Origin of the sequence: Pseudodesulfovibrio nedwellii, assembly GCF_027923765.1 — a bacterium.
GTDB lineage: Bacteria > Desulfobacterota > Desulfovibrionia > Desulfovibrionales > Desulfovibrionaceae > Pseudodesulfovibrio > Pseudodesulfovibrio nedwellii.
On sequence record NZ_AP026709.1, the window covers coordinates 1,402,443 to 1,421,394 of the forward strand.

The following is an 18,952-nucleotide window of genomic DNA, read 5'->3' on the forward strand; positions in this document are numbered from 1 at the left end:
TCAACCACAAAAAGGGCCGCCCATTTGGACGACCCTTTGATGATGTTTGCTATGAATCAGTTATTCATCCGACGCGGACTTTTCCGGCGGTCGAGTTTTACGAATCTTTCCGCTGAGCTTGCCGCCGGCACCCTGAATGGCCGTGTACAAGGCAGGTACCACGAGCACACCCAGAATAGTCGCCGCGAGCATACCGCCGAAAACGGATGTTCCAAGCGCGTGACGGCTGGAAGAACCAGCACCTTCTGCCCATACAAGCGGAATAACACCGAGAATAAAGGCGAAGGATGTCATCAGAATGGGCCGGAAACGCAAGGCAGCGGCCGCCAATGCAGCGTCTTTGACCGACATGCCTTCTTCATGTTTTTCCTTGGCATATTCAACAATCATAATAGCGTTTTTCGCCGCCAAGCCAATGAGCATAATCAGACCGATCTGGGCATAAACGTTGTTGTCCAACCCGCGAATCCACTGGGATGCCATGGCACCACAAATACCAAGCGGAACGCAGAGAATGACCGCAAACGGAGTGGCCCAGCTTTCATACTGAGCGGCCAGCACAAGGAAGACCATGATGATAGCCAAAACAAAAACTAACGCAGTGTCACCACCGGCGGCTTTTTCCTGATAGGCGATGCCTGACCAGTCGTAACCGTAACCCTGCGGCAAATTGGCAAGGGCTGTCCGCTCAAGTGCGGCCATAGCCTGCCCCGAACTGTAACCGGCGGCCGGAGATATAGTCAGTTCAACCGTCCGATAGATGTTGTACCGCTGGACATATTCCGGCCCGACCATGCGAGTGGATGTACTCAAAGTGGACAAAGGAACCATGTCACCCTTGGCCGAACGCATATAGAACTGGTCCAGATCATCGATCTTGGTCCGGTACTTGGATTCAGCCTGAGCCATAACACGGTATGTACGACCATATTGGTTGAAATCGTTGATATAATAGCCGCCGAGATAGGTCTGAAGCGTCTGGAAAACGTCACTGATCGGCACGCCGAGCTTCTTGACCTTGTCACGATCGATTTCCACATTGAACTGCGGAACATGCGCCGAGAACGTGGTGAACACGTTGCTGACCTCAGGCAATTTGCCTGCCTCGGCCATAAACGAAGTCGCCACGGAGGACAGCTCTTCGATGGAGCCACCGGTCTTATCCTGCAACTCGAACTGCAAACCACCAGTGGAACTCAATCCACGAATAGGCGGCGGGCCGAATCCCACGACAATGGCTTCCTGAATGCCAAAGAACGCTTTTTGCGCCTTGGCCATGATGGCATCAGCCGTCAATTCAGGCGTGGTCCGCTCGGACCAATCATCCAAAACCACGAAGAATGCTGAGTTGTATGAAGAATATGCACCGGTCAACAGGCTGAATCCACCAAGTGAAACCACACTCCGAACGCCTTCTGCATCCTTGAGATAGGCTTCAACTTTTCGAGCAACTGCATCGGAACGCTCAAGAGACGCGCCCTCGGGCAACATTGAGTTGACGATGAAGTAACCCTGATCCTCATCCGGCACAAAACCAGACGGCAGAATTTTAAACAACCCGCCACACGCGACAACGACAATACCCACAATGAGCAGGCCCATAACCGAGCGGCGAACCAACATGCCAACCCCATTATTGTACCGTTTGCTCACGGCCTCGAATATGACGTTGAATTTATCGAAGAACCATCCCAACGGCCCGCGAATGGGCTTATACGGCCTGAGCAACAAGGCTGACAGAGCCGGAGACAGGGTCAACGCGTTGATAGACGAAATAAACACGGACACGGACAGGGTCAGCGCAAACTGCTTGTAGAGCTGGCCTGTGATACCGCCCATGAAGGCGACCGGGATAAACACCGCGATAAGCACCAATGTACTCGCGATGACCGGGCCGGTAACCATAGTCATGGCCTTTTTGGTCGCTTCCTTGGGTGACATCCCGTCATCATCAATAAATCGCTGCGTGGCCTCAACCACAACAATGGCGTCATCAACAACAATACCGATGGCCAACACAAGGCCGAACAGCGTCAATGTGTTGATGGAAAAACCAAGCACCGGGAAAAGCGCAAAGGTACCGATAAGTGATACCGGCACACAAACCATTGGAATAATAGTAGTTCGCCAGTTTTGCAGAAAGATAAAGACCACCAGAAAAACAAGGATCAACGCCTCGTACAAGGTCACCAGAACCTCGTCGATGGAGGACGAAACGAACAGGGTCGTGTCGTAAGGGATCTGGTACTTGATGCCATGCGGGAAAGCGACGGATAATTCATCCATGGTCGAACGAATCTGAGCCGCTACATCCAGAGCGTTGGCACCGGGAAGCTGATAAATAAGCATGGATGCGGTGGGGCCACCGTTCAGACGGGCAAAGGTGAAGTAGTTCTTGGCACCAAGTTCTACCCGTGCGACATCCTGAATCTTGACAGAACTACCATCCTCGTTTGCCTTGAGGATGATGTTGCCAAATTCACTCGGCTCAACCAGACGCCCTTTGACGCGCAATGCCATCTGAAACTGCTGTCCTTGAGGTGCGGGGGGCATACCGATCTGTCCGGCAGGGGCCTGAACATTCTGCTCCTTGACCGCGTTGATGACATCCGAAACCGTCAAACCATAGGTCGTCAACTTATCAGGATCGAGCCAAAGGCGCATGCCGTAATCCTGGTCGCCAAACAACATGACATCGCCGACACCGGGAATACGTTTGAGCGCATCATACAGGTTAATCTTAGCGTAGTTGTTGAGAAAAAGCGTATCATAAGCAGGATTGTCCGAGGTCAGGTTAATGATCAGGACGATATCCGGCGACCGCTTATCAACGCTGATACCCGAATTGCGAACCTCCTGCGGCAACTGGGCCGTAGCAAGGTTCACACGGTTCTGCACGTCAACGGTTGCGAGTTCGAGATCACGCCCCAACTCAAAGGTAACAGTCAGGGACATGGAACCATCGTTGGCCGAGATGGAAGACATATACAACATGTCCTGCGCCCCGTTGACCTGCTCCTCGATGGGAGTGGCAACGGATTCCATAACGGTCTGCGCGTCAGCACCGGTATACGAAGCACTCACCTGCACCGATGGTGGCGCGATTTCCGGGTACTGGGCGATAGGCAGGGCAAAAATGGACAACCCACCCACCAACAGAATGATAATAGCCAAGACCGACGAGAAGATTGGCCGATCAATAAAGAATCTGACGAACATGGTCTAGCTGTCCTTCTTTTCAGTATCCTGAGCTTCGGCAGCGGGTGTAGCAGCGGGTGCAGGCTGGGAGCCGTCATCAGTCATGGGAACGACGATTGGCTTGATGTCCATACCCGGACGCACTCTGCGAATACCGTCAACAATAACCATGTCGTCGACTTTTAATCCTTCTTTAACAACGGTCAGATTGTCTACTTCAAAACCGATCTTAACAGGCTGGCTCTTGACCTTGCCGTCTGCACCAACCACGTAGAGGGACTTCATTCCTTGCACATCCATGACCGCGCGGGCCGGGACGACCACGGCATCATCAATATTCGTAATAAGCACTCTAACCTTAGCGTACTGACCAGGCCTGAGCATATTCTCTGGATTGGGGAAAACGACACGAATCCCCAGCGTACCGGTCTGAGGGTCAATCGTCGGATCAACCATGCTGACCTGGCCGTCGTGGCCATATTCGTTGCCATCGGAAAGGAGTAACCGAATCTGACGGTCTGTATCCTTTTCCATACGACTACGGGTAGCCCGCACATAGTCATTTTCACTAATGCTAAAACTGACATAGACCGGGTCCTGCGTAGAAATAGTGGCGAGCAACGTATTTTCACCCTGACCAACAAGGTTACCAACGTCCACTTTCACACGACCGATAAGGCCGTCAGTGGAAGCATAAATTTTGGTATATCCAAGCTGAATCTTCGCATTTTCAACCTTGGCCTGATTGTCGCCAATCTGCGCCTGATAGGTCGCAACCTGCGTCTGATAGCTTTCATACTCATCGCGGCTGACCACGCCCTCATCATAGAGCTTCTTGAATCGCTCAAAGTCTTTCTTCGCTTTTTTATACAAAGCCTGATTGTATTGCAGACCTGACTGGGCCTGCTTCAAATCCTCTTCAAAAGGCTTGGGATCGATGACGAACAACAGGTCGCCCTTCTTGACACTCCCACCTTCCTCGAAATTCCGCTTGATCAAAAATCCGGCCACGCGTGCCCGAACCTCAACGGTTTCGACAGCACTGATCTGCCCTACGAACTCACCCCATTGCGGCATCGTTCGAGTTTCGGCCTTGACGACCTTCATAGGTACGGGACCCTGAGGAGCCTGAGCCGCTTTATCTTCACCGCCACAACCGGCAGCCATCAAAACAAGTACAACCAAAGACAGGAGGAGAGCTCCACGCAGACCTTTCTTCGCCATGACAAAAACCTTATTGGAGGGTTTACTTACACAAACACCACAGCCCCTATGTTCAATTGAAGGCATCTTAAACGGAAAATGTACGCATGTACACCGTGTTTTACACTAAAATACATGCTGATAGACACGATTTGCACCTCCCTTGTTATTGACTCCAAAGACGCCAGACCGTATTTAATTGCGAGTGACACACGCATCCATCAAAATGGAGAGGAACATGGCTGACGACAAAACATGCAAAGACAACCCCATGAAGGGTGTCCCCATCGACATCACTTTTACCACTTTTATTTATTCCCTGTCCTCATCGGCCATGGTCGCCTTGGGCGAGGCCCCGGAGCCGGGTACTGGCAAAGTGGAATTCCAACCGCAACTCGCCAAGCACACCATCGACATGCTCGGTATGCTCAAGGAAAAATTTGATAAAGGTCTGGACGCTGAAGAACAAAAATTGCTCTGTGACATCGTATATAATCTGCGCATGTCCTATGTAAACAAGACAAAATAATCGGAGAGGCACATGTCTCAGACAATCAAGGCGGGATTGGTCGGCGTAACCGGCTATACCGGCATGGAACTGGCGCGTCTTATGATCCATCACTCCTCCATGGAACTGGTTCGGGTCACTTCACGCTCGGAAGCGGGTAAAACCCTCGCCGACATATACCCTTTCCTAAACCGGTTACCGCTGGGCAATTTGGTCATCACTCAGCCTGATCCCAAGGATTTGGCCGAAGAATGTGACGTAGTATTTCTGGCTGTGCCGCATAAAACCGCCATGGAAATCGCAGCCACCCTGCTGGAAGAAGGCGTTAAAGTTGTGGATCTGTCCGCAGATTTCCGCATCAATGACAAGGCGACCTATGAGCAATGGTATGACGTAGAACACACGCGTTCGGAGTTGCTTACTGAAGCCGTTTACGGACTGCCCGAACTCTACCTCGATCAAATCATGGGCGCACGGCTCATTGCCAACCCCGGGTGTTATCCAACTTCAAGCATTCTGGGTCTTGCCCCGGCACTAACAAATAAATTCATCGAAACCGACGACATCGTTATTGATGCCAAATCCGGTGCCTCTGGTGCAGGCCGAGGAGCCAAAGTTGGCTCTCTGTTCTGTGAGGTGGCAGACTCCTTCAAGGCATACGGTCTCCCCTCGCACCGGCATACTCCTGAAATAGAACAGGAAATTTCCAAATTGGGCAAGACCGACATCACGGTCTCCTTCAACACCCACCTGCTGCCCATTGATCGTGGTATCCTGTCCACAATCTACACTAAACTGACCGCTGACACTTCACTGGATGATATCCACACGGCATACACCGAATTCTATGCGGGTAAGCCCATGGTCCGTGTATTGCCCAAGGGGCAGCTCCCGGAAACCCGTTTCGTACGTGGCACAGTATTCTGTGACATCGGACTAGTGGTCGATCCCCGCACCAACCGACTGATTATCCTGTCCGCCATCGACAACCTGTGTCGCGGAGCATCCGGTCAGGCACTCATGAACGCCAACCTGATCTGTGGGCTCGATATTGACGAAGGGCTACCCATGGCCCCTATGATGCCGTAAACAACACCCTTATTTTTACGATTATGCAGGCCGCTTGAAAAAGCGGCCTTTTCTTTTTTTCAAGAATGGTTATCATGTGGCAAAGTTCTCAACCAGCCACAGGAAGGTTACCTTTATGGATTTCAACGATATCATTATCAAAAGACGGGCCATCAACTTCTTTGACCCCACACGCGATGTATCCGAAGACCTGATCAAAACCTTGCTCGATGAGGCCGCCAAGGCTCCATCAAGCTTTAATTTGCAGCCATGGAAAATTAAAATGGTCCGTGACCCCGAACGGAAAGCCACCCTGCGAGCACTGGCCTTCGATCAGCCCAAGGTAACCGAGGCACCCGTCATACTGTTGGTGCTCGCTGACCGAGACGGCTGGAAAGAGGGTTGCGACACACTGGAAAAGCACTTCACCAACAATCTCCAACCCCAACAACGCGAGTGGTTTATCAACACCACAAGCGCGCTCTATGGCAACAGCGAAGCGGCCAGTCAGGCTTTCGCCAACAAAAACGCTGGACTATTTGCCATGTCATTCATGTTTACAGCGACCAACCACGGCCTACACACGCATCCCATGGATGGATTCGACCACGAAGCCGTCAAAAAGGAATTTGCCATCCCGGACAACTACTGGATTCCCATGCTCATCGCGGTCGGACATCTCAATCCCGGTACAGAAATCCATCCCAAGGCATGGCGACAATCTGCGAATGAAATGATTCTGGAATAGGAAAGTATAGATACCGCTGCACGGTTATTATATGTGATTTCGTCTCCGACGGCCAAAAATCAAGGGCCTGTGGAATCCTGTGTCGCCTTTGGCGCGAACACAAAAAAAGGGGGCTCAAAAGCCCCCTTGTAATATTCAACGTGAGAGTATGTATCATCGCCATACGGCATACGCCGAAGCTTTCTTAAAGAGTGCGGCCAAAGCAACCATCCCCATCACGGCAGCCAGCCCGAGGTGCACCCATTCAATGGCAACAATGACTGTCGGATCAAGTGTCACGCTCGGCATATTACGATAGACCCGCAACAACCCGCTCACCAAAAGCCCACCCAGAATAACGGGCCGGACCACACCGAATCGAGTGAGGACCAGCCGGTCCTTCCATTCCAGCAGCCAATTCATAACCGCCAATGCGACCACAAACAACAGTAGGGCTGCCAGCACATAATGCAACTTATGCACAAAGAAAAAATCACCGGTCCAGGCCATGCCCGGAACCTCAGTCAGATAATACCGTTTTGCCAACGGCATTTGAAGCATACCGGTAACACCAAGACCAGTCATGGCAAAAAGAAACAATCGGGATATCCATGTGGAATACGGTCTAACTTTCATTGCCGCCCTCCTCTTCAGGACTCTTCAGGAGTTTAGCTCCCACGCCAAGGAACCCGGCAACAACACCGGCCATAGGAGCCAGTAGTGTCGCTGTCGCAAGATGAGTTTCATCCTTCATGACATCCTCGACCTTTGCCATATGCGGCTTGCCCTTGCCCTTTTCCACCCCCTTGCTGAGCAGTTCAAACGGAACCGGAGAGACATATATCGTATTAGTGCCACCATTTTCGTTCAGGCCATAGATAAAACCATCCATTTCCTTGGCCAAAGCCTTGGCCTTGACGACGATCTCTCGACGCGGCCCGATGGTCTGCACGTCCTCGGGACAAGCCGAAATACATGCAGGCAATTCGCCCTTGTCCAACAACTGATAACAACGGTCACACTTATACATAACCCCGTTCCCTGCGAAACGCGGCATAATATCCAAATACAACCCAACTCCTGATTGTCGTTGCGGGATGTGCCATGGACAAACCGTCCGACACTTGGCTCCCCCCATGCATAACTGGTCGCTAATTTTGGTAATGCCATTGAGTTCCTTATTGGCCGCACCGAATGGACACAAATTGGCACATGGCGGATTCTGACAATGCATACACCGACGAGGTATATTGATGTCATACTCTTCACCATTATACTCACCCGTAGCATTCTGCAAAAACAACCAGTTATATGGAGTCAGCCTGTCGTCGACATCCCGTTTTCCCGACCAGTCCTCGGGCTTGGCCCGCTTGGCAGGTACAATCTTCGGAAAAGGCTTGGTGGGTTCAGGGAATTTGGAAGCATTGGATTCACGACATGCGGACACACACTCACCACACCCGATACACTTGGACAAATCGAGCAGGGTTGCCAATTCGCCATCCGACGGTTTGGGAACTCGCTGTTCGGAAGCCACGGCAACAGACGGAATAAGCATTCCGGCTCCACCCACGCCAAAAGTTTTCAAAAAGCCACGACGACTTATGCCCCCAGAAGATTCTTTCTTTTTACCCATATTAATAAACACCTCATAATAAATACTCTGGCTGTTCGAACAAATCTCGATTCACCGCGCAACATACCCTATAGGGGTATATTCGCTCATGTCAAGATGGACAGTTTTCATTCAAAATGACACTTTTTTGGGGACATACAATAAAAAAATATACACCTTAGCATCGTTAAAGCTTTTAAATAATTCATTTTTCACAACATAGCGCATTCTGAACAATTGACACCATTCATACCTCTGTTGTAATAACATAGTGATAACAAACGAGTCCATAAATCAAGACAGCGCATCGACCGCAACTATCGGCCAAAATCATCGGCCATCTGGCCCAGTCCAGCAAACGAATATCATTCTGCCTCCGACATGATCGGAGTCGCTAGGTCGACGGCAAAAGACAAGGAAATGACATGGGAAAAGAGAACACAATGACACCGGATCAGAAAGCCACGCTGACCATAGGGGATGCAACCTATGAGCTGCCCATTATCGTGGGCACGGAAAATGAGCACGCAATCGACATCACTGGCCTCCGTTCCGAGACCGGCTTCATCACCTACGATCCAGGCTACGCCAACACGGGATCATGCTCCAGCAACATCACCTTTGTTGATGGCGAAAAAGGCATTCTCCGATACCGAGGCTATCCCATCGAGGAGCTTGCGGCCCAAGGCACTTTCATAGAGACCGCCTACCTGTTGATTTTCGGAGAACTGCCGACCCGCGCCCAACGTCAGGAATTTCGCCAACTCCTCGACGAACAAGAATTACTCCATGAAGACTTGCGCCACCACTTCGAAGGCTTTCCATCCAACGGACATCCCATGGCTATCCTGTCCGCAGTCATCAACGCACTTGGCTGTTATCATCCTGATCTGCTGCAAATCAATACGGAAGATGAATTTCTCCGGGCTGCTGCCAAGATTATTTCCAAGGTGCGTACCATCGCAGCCTGGTCCTATCGCAAGGCGCACGGCCTGCCGTTCATGTACCCGGACCCCAAGCTGACATACTGCCGCAACTTCCTGCACATGATGCACTCTTTCCCACACAGACCATTTGAGCCAACCGATGCTCAGGTACGTGCGCTGTCACTTTTCTTCCTGCTCCATGCAGACCATGAACAAAACTGCTCATGCTCCACCGTACGCATGGTTCAGTCCACCGAAGCCAATATGTTCGCTTCAGTTTCCGCAGGCATCTGCGCACTCTGGGGCCGTCTGCATGGCGGAGCCAACGCAGGCGTGATCTCCATGCTCGAACAGATCAATGAAGGAGATCTGTCCGTCAAGCAGTGCATCGAGCGAGTCAAGCAAAAGGAATTCCGGCTCATGGGATTCGGCCACCGCATCTACAAATCATTCGATCCACGTGCCAAAATACTGCGCGAGGCAGCCCATAACATGCTCGAATCCACAGGGTACAGTGACCCGCTGCTCGACATTGCACTGGAACTCGCAGATACTGCCTTGAATGATGAATACTTTACCGAACGAAAACTCTATCCCAACGTGGATTTCTATTCCGGCATCATCCTGCGCGCACTCGGCATCCCAGTGAACATGTTCCCTGTAATGTTTGCCATTGGCCGCATGCCTGGTTGGATAGCCCACTGGAATGAGGCCAACACCGACGGCGTCACCAAGATTCACCGTCCGCGCCAGATTTACACAGGTCTTGCCCCGCGCAAATATGTCCCGTTGGATTCACGACTGTAGGCTGTCATGACAGAAAAAGAGATCAGGAAAATCGCCTGTGTGGCGTCGGATGCCCCCAAGGCTCAGAAAGGGCTCGCTATCCTGGCTGAACGCTACCCGCTGACGGACGTTGCCGATGCTGATGTATTGGTTGCTTTGGGCGGTGACGGCTTCATGCTCCAGACCATCCACGAGCACATGGATACCGGCCTGCCCATTTATGGCATGAACCGGGGCACCATAGGCTTCCTGCTCAATCAGTTCAATCCCGACAACCTGTTGGGACGACTCAACGCGGCACAGGTACATGCTCTCAATCCGTTGGTCATGTCCGCCTTTACGGTGGATGGCCAACAGGTTTCCGCATTGGCCTTCAATGAGGTAGCCCTGCTCCGCTATTCACAGCAGTCAGCCAACATCAGGGTGTCCATCAACGGCAAACAACGTCTGGAAAACCTTGTTTGTGATGGCATTATGGTGGCGACCCCTGCAGGCTCTACCGCATACAATCTGTCCGCACGTGGACCAATCATCCCGCTCGGGTCCAATGTCCTTGCCCTGACACCGGTCAGCCCGTTCCGGCCCCGCCGCTGGAACGGCGCACTTCTGCCCCACTCGGCCAGCGTTGAATTTGAGATATTGGATGCCAAACGCCGCCCCGTTGGTGCGTCAGCAGATTCTTTCGAAGTCCGTGATGTCGCGCACATCACGATCAAGGAAGACCATTCCCGTCCGGCCTGCATCCTTTTTGACCCGGATCACTCACTTGAGGAACGCATTTTCAACGAACAATTTGTCCTTTAATTCTGATCGTCAAGCGCGGTCTGACTCCCGCACCTTTAGAGAAAAATATTTCAGGAAAAGGATTTTGCCGTTATTGTACAAACAGGGGATTAAGGTATACTGTGCGCGAGCTTTAAACAAATTTCTCACTCCGGCCCCATTTATACGACTGACTCGACCGGAGTTCACATCATACATTGTAGGTACTTATGGAAAATGAAAATCTGAATCCCGACACCGGGAACGAAGAAGGGATAGATGAAACAGGTATCCCTGGAATAACTTTTGAGGAACTGCCTGAAAAAATGGCAGAAGCATGCAACCGTGCAGGCTGGGATAAACTCATGCCAGTGCAGGAAAAAGCAATGCCGTACTTGTTGAATGGACAGGATGTCATGGTCCAAGCCCGGACAGGTTCCGGCAAAACGGGCGCTTTCGTACTCCCGCTCATCGAGAAACTCAATGCTAACAGCCCGAAATGTCAAACCTTGGTCATGGTTCCGACTCGAGAACTGGCTAAACAGGTAGCGCAGGAAGCGCGTATGCTAGCTGGCGACAATGGTATCAAAGTCGTGGCCGTGTACGGCGGTGTGGGCTATAAAGAACAGCTCGATGCATTTCGCGACGGTGCCCAACTCGTCGTCGGCACTCCCGGTCGTATTCTGGACCACCTCATGCGCCGTAACCTGATCCTTGACGACCTCAAGGTCCTAATTTTCGATGAAGCAGACCGTATGTTGTCGGTCGGTTTCTACCCTGACATGGTGGAAGTAAAACGGTATCTGCCACGCAATTTAATCGGTTCTTTCATGTTCTCCGCCACCTTCCCGCCATCTGTTTTGCGATTGGCCGAAGACTTCATGGTCAAACCGGAATTCCTGAGCCTCTCCTCTGACGAGACCAACGTTTCAGCCATCTCCCACCAATTCGTGGAAGTGCAAGCCATGGGCAAGGAACGCAAGCTCATCAAACTCATTGAGCTGGAAAATCCTTCCTCTGCCATCATCTTTTCCAACACCAAACGCAACGTGGAATTCACCGCCGCCCTGCTCTCCCAGTTCGGATTCGACGCTGAAGGTTTGACCTCGGATTTGACGCAGAATAAACGCGAACGCCTCATGACACAAATCAAGGAAGGCAAATTACGCTTCCTCGTTGCCACGGACGTTGCTGCACGCGGCATCGACATCCCGGAACTTTCCCATGTCTTCATGATGGAACCACCAGAAGATCCTGAATCTTACGTACATCGTGCTGGCCGCACAGGTCGTGCTGGAGCCACAGGCACCGCCATCACTCTGGTTGACGTCATCCAAAAGATGGAACTGGAACGCATCGCCACCCGGTTCAAGATCACTTTTGAGGAGATGAAGGACCCCACAGAAGAAGATGTAACCGCTATCATTGAGGAACGACTCACCGCCATTCTTGAAAAACGTTTCCGCAAATTGACCAACATTCAGCAAGAACGTGTTTCTCGATTCCTTCCCTTGGCAAAAAAATACAGCAAGGACGAAGAATCTCTGGCTTTGCTCGCCATGTTGCTTGATGAACTTTATCAGCCCACCCTGCACGGCAAACCCGTAGATCCCACTCTCGCAAAAGAACCATCTGGCAACTCTCGGCCCACAAAAAATACGCCCGCCAGAAAGCCTCAAAAACGAGAGGAAAAACCAGCCCCGCGTGAGCGTACAGTCGCAAAACGCGCTCCCAAACCAAAGGAAACGGAAAAGCCTGTCAAAAAACAACCGGCCAAAGAAAAACTTGCCAGTGAGCCAATACGCGAACCCGCTCCCAGGGAACAACTGCAGGCCGAGGACGAAACGGCTTCAAAATCCAGGCCCAAACCCAGACGACGTCGCCGACGCAGAAAAAAACCTTCCAGCAGTTAAGCCGTGCCAAAAAATTCACTTATTCTTGGACTGGCCGCAGGTTACCATTACGGTGATGTGCGGCCTTTTCTTGCCTCACTTGATCAAGTCGACTATTCCGGCGATCGGATTCTTTTCGTGTCCGACACGACTCGAAATCTGGACCAAATGCAGTCACACTCAGTGACCACCATTCCTATAAAACGGACGACGGGACATGAAAAAGTTCCTTACAATGGTTTGCGATATTTTTCATATCTAAACTTTCTGGAATCATCGAAAAGATATGATCACATTCTTATCGCAGATGTTCGCGACGTCGTTTTTCAACGCGACCCATTTTCCTTTCCATGGGCCAAAGGTCTCAACTGCACACTGGAAGATCGCAGCGCGACCATTGGAGGATGCCCATATAACGCCCATTGGGTTCGTGAACACCTCGGCCCCGAAATGTTAACAACTCTCACGGACAAACCAGTGTCCTGTTCCGGCACGACTGTTGGTGATCACGATGCCATGGTTGGCTATCTGCGTACCATGACCAGCCACCTCACACCGCCACCCACGGCCAAACGCATGGCGGGATATGATCAAGCCATCCACAACATGCTTGTTCACACCGGGCAAATTGAAACCCTAACTCTGCTCGACAACAGCGGCCCTATTCTCACACTTGGTCAGACACAGGGAGAACCAACGGCCGATGATACAGGAAACGTACTCAACGAAGCGGGAACTCCAGCACACATAGTCCACCAGTATGACCGCAAGCCGATTCTTTTCAAAACAATCCGAGGCTTGTACGCCGCGTAATCCCCTCTGAAAGCACCTCGGTATTATAAAGCAACTACTTGAAGTACTGCTGGAATTCCGCACTGGGTTCGATGTCTGCGTAAATATAGAGCGCAACTCCATACGGATCCAAAGTGGCAAATCCTCGGTCGCCCCACGGATGATCCTCAAGTGGCATAATAATCGGCAAACCGGCCTCGACCAGTCGATCATGCGTTGCATCGACCAAAGAGCTAGACTGCAACGCCATATTGTACGTGAGTCCCCCCTTAAAAGTTTCCTGCTCAGGAGATTGAGGCTCCATGAACTGTAATGTGGGACCATCCTCACCAAACTTGAAATTGACATACCACCCACTATCAAACCAGATGGTGGCATTAAAATGAGTACAATAAAAATCTCGGGCAAGCCTCGCATCAGCAACAATGATACAGGGCGAAATTGTCGACGGATTCATGTTTCCTCCATTTTTTTACAGTGCTACCATAAACACTTTCGCCTGCCCATACTGTCATAATCTACCTAAAATAAACGTGTTTTACTTCTCAATACTGCCACACAACGAAATGACATTGGTATTGACAAACATTAATCAAGCGATTAATTAATAGATATGAACAAGAAGGAACACATACTCAAAACAGCGGCGAGACTGTTTGCCATGCGCACCTTTGATACGGTGGGCATCCGCGACATCGCCAGAGAGGCAGACGTCAATAGCGCCATGGTTTCCTATTACTTCGGGAGCAAAACAGGCTTGCTGCGAGAGATTTTCTCTCGATTCTCCAATTTGTTCCTCAGTGAAGCCAAACGTTGCATGAATAGGTCTCTTAACCCCCATGAGTTAATTAAAAATTTTGTACCAACAGTACTGGAAAACGCCCGATCAAACCGCGATCTCTACCTCATCGGCCTGCGCGAATTAAACCACGATTCTGAAGAATTACAGGATCTTAGAGACGAGATCATCAGCGAGTCACTGGAAAATTACAAAGAAAACTTTGAACGACTGGGAATCAACAGACCACGATTAGACGGTATTCCGGGACTGGGTTTCACAGTCATTATCGGTGCCGTTTTTTCTGACTATCTACTCGGCGGAGGCAGTTGTATCGACGACGAAAAAATGGTCGGAGAATATGCAGATGCGATTGTAGAAATTCTTCAAAAAGGCCTCACTGGATACTGGGCGTAATTTTTTTTAACCTGGAATTAATCAACTGATTAATTTTTCAGTCCTACAAGGGAAGATAATGAGAAAAGTCATCGTATTCTGCCTGTTGCTCACCGTTGCACTGGCAGGCTGCAAAGAAGAAATCAAGAGAGTAGAATCCATCCGGCCGGTCCGCGTCTTCACCGTTGAAAGTGCGACTGCGCAGGAGTCACGAACTTTTCCTGGCAAAGTGAAAGCGACACGTGAAGCCAGCCTCGCATTTCGCGTCGCAGGGCAAATTATAAAATTGAATGTGAAAGAAGGTGACCCCGTCAAGCAGGGCCAACTCATTGCCATGCTCGACCAACGTGATTTTCAAGCTGCCGTAGCTGACCTTCAAGCCCGTCTTGTTGGAGCAAAGTCGGTCCTGAACGAAGCCAAGCTCAACATTGACCGTAACCGCAAACTTCTTGACGATAAAATCATTGCCCAGTCAGCGTTTGACGCTGCGCAATCCAAGTATGAAACCAGCCGATCCGAGGTTCTCTCCCTTGAGCAGTCACTGCGACGAGCGCGACTCAATCTGCAATACACCAGATTGGAAGCTCCGTTCAGTGGAATCATTGCCGAAAAGATCCCATCCAATCACGAATACGTCCAAGCCAAAGAAGTCATTGTCCAGTTGGCCGATACTTCCGCATTGGATGTTGTTATTGATATCCCGGAAAACATTTGGATCAAGGCCTTCAAAACAGGCGACGCCAATCTCCAAGGATTTAAGGCACGTTTCGAATCATATCCGGACAAACTCTTCCCTGTCCGTATCAAGGAATACCAGACCAACGCTAACCCGCAGACCCAAACCTACGAAGTGACTCTGACCATGAATAATGCGCAGGGACTTGGAATCCACCCCGGTATGACCGTAGAAATTGTGGGAAGTGTCCCCGAAGAGATAAGCGCCGCCTCCGTAACCATTCCGTTTTCATCAGTAGTTGGTGAAGTCGAAGGCGACAAGTATGTCTGGGTTCTTGACAGCAATAGCTCCGTGGAAAAACGGAAAATCGAAGTTGAAAAAATTATTCAGGATATGTTCCGCGTTACCGGTGACATTCAACCCGGCGATCTCCTCATCGTAGCTGGAGTCAACTACCTGCGTGAAGGTCAAAAAGTAAAAGTGCTTAATGGTCGAATCGGAGGCCGCGAATAATGAACCTTGCAGAACTCTCCATTCGCAAGAAGACCATTACTTTGGTTCTTACGGCTTGCTTCCTTGTAGGCGGTGCACTTTCCTTCCTGAATATGTCCAGATTGGAAGACCCTGAATTCACCATCAAGGACGCCCTCATTATCACCAACTACCCTGGAGCCACACCGGAAGAAGTAACCAATGAAGTCACCGATGTCATTGAAAGTGCGGCTCAGGAGTTAGGACAGCTTGATACTGTCGAATCAATTAATAACCCAGGCCAGTCCATTGTCACCGTAGAAGTACAAGACAAATACGGCCATGAAAAACTCCAGCAAGTCTGGGATGAACTTCGCCGTAAGGTCAATGACGCGCAGGTTCAACTGCCTCCTGGAGCCGAAACATCCATGGTCATTGATGACTTTGGCGATGTATACGGGATTTTGCTCTCCGTTTCGGGAGATGGGTATCCGCAACAGGATATTCAGGATTTTGCCGATTACCTCAGGAAACAACTCCTCCTAGTTGAGGGGGTAGCAAAGATCACTATTTGGGGCAGTCAGCCCGAAAAAGTCTATGTGGAGATTTCCCGTGCACGTATGAGCCGCATGGGACTTTCACTAGATTCGGTCTACAACGCATTGTCACAACGTAACCTCGTGGTCCCCGCCGGTAATGTCCGAGTTGACAGGGAATACATAAAGATATCTCCCACTGGCACCATCGATTCCGTCAAAAGTCTTGGCGACCTGCTTATCAAGGACAACGCCAGTGGCAGACTTGTCCCGCTTCGCGATATAGCTGAAATTAGCCGAGGGTATTCCGACACTCCTACACAAATCATGCGATATAACGGCGATAATTCCGTATCGCTCGGCATATCCTCAGTTTCAGGTGGCAACGTTGTTGACCTCGGCTCTGCCGTCAATGCCAAGCTGGACGAACTCCAGAACCAGACGCCGGTAGGCATGAAAATCGACAAAGTATACTATCAGCCCAAACGAGTGGAGAACGCTGTCAGCTCCTTTGCCTTGAACCTCGCCGAAGCCGTGGCTATCGTTATTGTCGTACTGCTCCTGTTCATGGGAATGCAATCTGGCTTGCTCATTGGGATCATCCTGCTCATCACTATTTGTGGCTCCTTCATATTCATTAAAATGGCCGGCGTCGCTTTGGAACGCATTTCCCTTGGAGCACTCATCATCGCACTAGGTATGCTGGTCGACAACGCTATCGTCGTCGTGGAAGGTTTGCTCATCCGCTATCAACAGGGAATGAATCGGCTTCAAGCGGCCGTAGAAGTCGTCAATCAAAACAAATGGCCATTGCTTGGGGCAACCATCGTAGCCATTATGGCCTTTGCCGGAATCGGCCTCAGCGAAGACAGCGTCGGTGAATTCTGCAGATCTTTGTTCATCGTCCTCTGTATTTCGCTCTCCATGAGTTGGATTACCGCCGTCACGGTCACGCCTTTGCTCTGTCACATGTTCCTGCATCCCAAAGTCTCATCGAACAAAGACCCCTATGGCGGAAAACTCTATCGCATATACAAAAAGTTTCTTGTTTTATGCATGCATCACCGAACAACGACCGTTCTTTGTCTGGTCGTCATGCTCTCCCTGGCTATTTACGGATTCGGCTTTGTCAAACAAAGCTTCTTTCCAGCCTCAACACAGCCACGCTTCCTGATCCACTATTGGATGCCGCAAGGGACGGATATCAGAACCACCAGCAATGATATTCATCAAATAGAAAAAATGCTGATGGAAGATAAAAATATCATTTCCGTCACTTCCTTCGTGGGGCAAGGCGGTCCTCGCTTTATCCTCACCTACAGCCCAGAAAAGACAAATGCGGCATACGGCCTACTACTCGTTGAAGTGGAAGACTATCATCAGATCGAATCCATCATGGCTAAATATCAAGGAGAAATTGAGAACTCATTCCCTGATGCAGAACCGAAATTCAAAAAATTCCGTCTCGGCCCTGGCCGTGACGCCTCCATTGAAGTCCGTTTCAGTGGCCCGGATACAAAAATCCTCAAACGACTCTCCACTCAGGCTCAGGACATCATGTACGCCAGCGGGAATGCGCAAGGCATCCGCGACAACTGGCGACAGGAAGTCAAGATTATCCATCCGGTCATGGCTGAAGCCCAGGCCCGTTTGGCTGGTATCACTCGCCCCGGACTGTCCAAAGCCTTGAATATGTTCTTTGACGGCACCACGGTCGGCGTCTATCGAGAAGGCGACAAACTGCTTCCCATCGTAGTTCGACCTCCTGAAAACGAACGAATGGAAGTCAGGGAACTCGGCAACGTACGCGTCTTCAGTCCCACCGCCGGACAGATGATTCCAGTGGAGGAAGTGGTCTCCGAATTCAAGACTGAAATGGCTTTCGGAACTCTCAAAACACGGAACCGCTTGCTGACCATAACCGCATCCTGTGATCCGGCTGAAGGTCTGCCGTCAGTTCTGTTCAAAGCCCTAAGGCCTCAAATCGAAGATATCGAACTGCCGCCAGGGTATATCATGGAATGGGGTGGTGAATATGAGGATTCCACAGACGCCCAAACGAGTCTCGCTGGCTCACTCCTCGTCCCCACCATCATCATGGTGCTCGTAACGATTATGCTATTCAACAACCTGCGCAATCCACTGATCATATGGTTGACTGTGCCGCTGGCCATCATCGGGGTTACCGTAGGATTATTGATTACAGGTGAACCATTTGGATTCATGGCCCTGCTCGGATTCCTCAGTCTGTCAGGTATGCTCATTAAAAACGCGGTCGTCCTCCTTGATCAGATCAAACTAGAACTGGAGGGCGGCAAGGAACCATATCATGCCATCGTGGATTCGGCTGTCAGCCGTATTCGTCCAGTGGCAATGGCTGCCGCAACGACAATCCTTGGCATGCTCCCATTGATGCTCGACCCATTCTTTTCATCAATGGCAGTCACCATTATGTCCGGCCTGGCTTTTGCCACGGTCCTGACTCTGATAGTTGTGCCGCTCTTTTTCGCCATGTTCCACAAGGTAAAAAACTCGGCATAAACATATTCCCCTCAACCATTTGGCAGCCCTACATGCCAAACACTGAAAGGGCCGGGAAGCACAAACCCCGGCCCTTT

15 protein-coding genes are annotated in these 18,952 nt (G+C 50.6%); 10 read left to right on the forward strand and 5 right to left on the reverse strand.

Translation table 11 applies throughout. The features are described from left to right. Positions 1–60: 60 nt before the first annotated feature. Positions 61–3,219 (reverse strand): efflux RND transporter permease subunit, encoded by a 3,159-nt coding sequence (locus tag SYK_RS06725; protein ID WP_281762821.1) that lies wholly within the window; start codon positions 3,217–3,219, stop codon positions 61–63. 3 nt (positions 3,220–3,222) lie between these two features. Next, positions 3,223–4,422, reverse strand: a complete 1,200-nt coding sequence (locus SYK_RS06730; protein WP_281762822.1) for an efflux RND transporter periplasmic adaptor subunit — start codon at positions 4,420–4,422, stop codon at positions 3,223–3,225. A 217-nt stretch (positions 4,423–4,639) separates the two neighbouring features. Here SYK_RS06730 and SYK_RS06735 point away from each other — a divergent pair, with 217 nt between their 5' ends. From SYK_RS06735 to SYK_RS06745, 3 genes are all read left to right on the forward strand, one after another. Then, on the forward strand, positions 4,640–4,930 hold the full coding sequence (locus SYK_RS06735; RefSeq protein ID WP_281762823.1) for a DUF1844 domain-containing protein: 291 nt from the start codon (positions 4,640–4,642) through the stop codon (positions 4,928–4,930). A gap of 12 nt (positions 4,931–4,942) precedes the next feature. Then, positions 4,943–5,998 (forward strand): N-acetyl-gamma-glutamyl-phosphate reductase, encoded by a 1,056-nt coding sequence (gene argC / locus SYK_RS06740; protein ID WP_281762824.1) that lies wholly within the window; start codon positions 4,943–4,945, stop codon positions 5,996–5,998. A gap of 115 nt (positions 5,999–6,113) precedes the next feature. Further along, positions 6,114–6,725: a nitroreductase family protein gene (locus SYK_RS06745; RefSeq protein ID WP_281762825.1), complete on the forward strand. Its 612-nt coding sequence runs from the start codon at positions 6,114–6,116 to the stop codon at positions 6,723–6,725. Between the two features lie 153 nt (positions 6,726–6,878). Here SYK_RS06745 and SYK_RS06750 read toward each other — a convergent pair whose 3' ends face one another. Beyond that, a complete protein-coding gene (locus SYK_RS06750; RefSeq protein WP_281762826.1) occupies positions 6,879–7,340 on the reverse strand; it encodes a 4Fe-4S ferredoxin in 462 nt (153 codons plus the stop codon). Continuing rightward, positions 7,330–8,340, reverse strand: a complete 1,011-nt coding sequence (locus tag SYK_RS06755) for a 4Fe-4S dicluster domain-containing protein (RefSeq protein WP_281762827.1) — start codon at positions 8,338–8,340, stop codon at positions 7,330–7,332. Before SYK_RS06755 ends, SYK_RS06750 begins: the two co-directional genes overlap by 11 nt. 422 nt (positions 8,341–8,762) lie before the next feature. Here SYK_RS06755 and SYK_RS06760 point away from each other — a divergent pair, with 422 nt between their 5' ends. The 4 genes from SYK_RS06760 to SYK_RS06775 all read left to right on the forward strand — a co-directional run bounded on the left by SYK_RS06760 (position 8,763) and on the right by SYK_RS06775 (position 13,498). Beyond that, positions 8,763–10,052: a citrate synthase gene (locus tag SYK_RS06760; RefSeq protein ID WP_281763246.1), complete on the forward strand. Its 1,290-nt coding sequence runs from the start codon at positions 8,763–8,765 to the stop codon at positions 10,050–10,052. Between the two features lie 6 nt (positions 10,053–10,058). After that, the gene (locus SYK_RS06765) at positions 10,059–10,835 is read left to right on the forward strand and encodes an NAD kinase (RefSeq protein WP_281762828.1); all 777 of its coding nucleotides are present in this window, start codon (positions 10,059–10,061) and stop codon (positions 10,833–10,835) included. A 188-nt stretch (positions 10,836–11,023) separates the two neighbouring features. Continuing rightward, positions 11,024–12,706 carry a DEAD/DEAH box helicase gene (locus tag SYK_RS06770; protein WP_281762829.1) on the forward strand — a complete coding sequence of 561 codons (1,683 nt, stop codon included), beginning with the start codon at positions 11,024–11,026 and terminating at the stop codon, positions 12,704–12,706. Positions 12,707–12,709: 3 nt separating this feature from the next. Next, positions 12,710–13,498: a hypothetical protein gene (locus tag SYK_RS06775; RefSeq protein ID WP_281762830.1), complete on the forward strand. Its 789-nt coding sequence runs from the start codon at positions 12,710–12,712 to the stop codon at positions 13,496–13,498. A 34-nt stretch (positions 13,499–13,532) separates the two neighbouring features. Here SYK_RS06775 and SYK_RS06780 read toward each other — a convergent pair whose 3' ends face one another. After that, on the reverse strand, positions 13,533–13,934 hold the full coding sequence (locus SYK_RS06780; protein WP_281762831.1) for a VOC family protein: 402 nt from the start codon (positions 13,932–13,934) through the stop codon (positions 13,533–13,535). Positions 13,935–14,090: 156 nt separating this feature from the next. On the opposite strand from SYK_RS06780, the gene SYK_RS06785 reads away from it, so the two are divergent. Genes SYK_RS06785 through SYK_RS06795 form a run of 3 tightly spaced genes read left to right on the forward strand, consistent with a single transcriptional unit; the run spans position 14,091 to position 18,875 of the window. Next, complete coding sequence (locus tag SYK_RS06785; protein WP_281762832.1) at positions 14,091–14,672, forward strand: TetR family transcriptional regulator; 582 nt, start codon at positions 14,091–14,093, stop codon at positions 14,670–14,672. A 58-nt stretch (positions 14,673–14,730) separates the two neighbouring features. Continuing rightward, entirely contained in the window at positions 14,731–15,840 is a 1,110-nt protein-coding gene (locus tag SYK_RS06790) for an efflux RND transporter periplasmic adaptor subunit (protein WP_281762833.1), read from the forward strand. After that, entirely contained in the window at positions 15,840–18,875 is a 3,036-nt protein-coding gene (locus SYK_RS06795) for an efflux RND transporter permease subunit (protein ID WP_281762834.1), read from the forward strand. Before SYK_RS06790 ends, SYK_RS06795 begins: the two co-directional genes overlap by 1 nt. Positions 18,876–18,952 lie beyond the last annotated feature (77 nt).